Annotated in this window: 1 pseudogene; it reads left to right on the forward strand. The window is 63.7% G+C overall.

Annotated elements, in window-relative coordinates:
* The first annotated feature begins 181 nt into the window (after window positions 1-181).
* Window positions 182-1,526 (forward strand): annotated as a pseudogene (locus EOA13_RS37005) (IS5 family transposase).
* The last annotated feature ends 23 nt before the right edge of the window (window positions 1,527-1,549 follow it).

Below are 1,549 nucleotides of genomic sequence, written 5' to 3' on the forward strand. Positions count from 1 at the left end.
GTCGGCCGTGAACTATCCGCAAGCCATTGATCTGGCCTGTTGATTGAGGCGGATAGCGGCTTTGGAATTGCAGGATTAGCGGTATTTGGACGCTGTTTTCCTGCAATTCGGTTTTGCGATTCCCTTGTGGCGCGGAGCGTGATTCACTCGGTTCGGCGGCGGCGAATCGAGGGGACAGCGAATGTCCAGGCCACGCGAGAAGCGCGAGACGGGAGAGCAGGACCTGTTCCGCTCCCGGCTCGACCAAATCATCAACATGAAGCACGAGCTGGTGCGGCTGGCGCAGGCGATCGACTGGCCGGTGCTGGAGGAGCGTTTCGGCGCCGTCTATTCGGACGGCCCCGGCATGCCGCCGCTGCCGACCCGGCTGATGGCGGGGCTGGCGATCCTCAAGCACACCTTCAACCTGTCGGATGAGGTGCTGTGCGAGCGCTGGGTGGAGAACCCTTATTTCCAGTATCTCACCGGCGAGACGTTCTTTTGCCATACGCTGCCGTTCGACCGCTCCTCGATGACGCGTTGGCGCAGCCGTATGGGCGAGGAGCGGATTATGGTGCTGTTGCAGGAGAGCCTCAGCCTCGCGGTCAAGACCGGGGCGATGAAACCGGCCGACACGCGCCAGGTGATCGTCGACACCACCGTGCAGCCGAAGAACGTCATGTTCCCGACCGACGCCAAGCTCATCCATCGGGCACGCGAACGGCTGGTGCGGCTGGCCAAGAGGACGGGTCTCCATTTGCGCCAGAGTTATGTGCGGGTCGGCAAGCTGGCGCTGATCAGCCACCAGCGCTATGCCCACGCCAAGCAGTTCAAGCGGGCCAACAAGGCGCTACGCAAGCTCAAGACCTATCTCGGCCGGACCATTCGCGACATTGGTCGCCAGATCGCCGGCGATCAGGGGCTGGACGCTGTTCAAATGGCCGCTCTACCAGGCCGCCACCGTTCTCGAGCAACGCCAGCGCCAGCGCGGCCGCAAGATCTACAGCCTGCACGCACACGAGGTGGAATGCATCGGCAAGGGCAAGGCGCATGCGCCCTACGAGTTCGGGGTGAAGGTGTCGGTGGCCACCACGCTGAAGCGCTCCAGGGGCGGCCAGTTCGCCCTGCATGCAAAAGCACTGCCCGGCAATCCCTATGACGGCCACACGCTGGCAAGCGTCATCCCCGACATGGAAAAGACCATCGGCAACGAGATCGGCCGCATCCTCGCCGACGCCGGCTATCGCGGCCACAACGCACCGCAGAGCCACAAGCTCAGGGTCTTCACCGCGGGCCAGAAACGCCGCGTCACCCCAGCCATCAAGCGCCAGATGCGACGGCGGTCGGCGGTCGAGCCCGTCATCGGCCACATCAAGAGCGAACACAGAATGGGCCGCAACTACCTCGCCGGCCAGCAGGGCGACACCCTCAACGCCATCCTGGCCGCCGCCGGCTACAACTTCTCCCTCCTGCTCAGGTGGCTGAAGGGGTTTTTGTCGCTCTTGATTGCCCTGCTTCAAATCCGGCCGAAGCCGGTCGCCGCTTAGGGCTCGGATTGTTCACGGTCGAC

Origin of the sequence: Mesorhizobium sp. M7A.F.Ca.US.011.01.1.1 (assembly GCF_003998295.1) — a bacterium.
GTDB lineage: Bacteria > Pseudomonadota > Alphaproteobacteria > Rhizobiales > Rhizobiaceae > Mesorhizobium.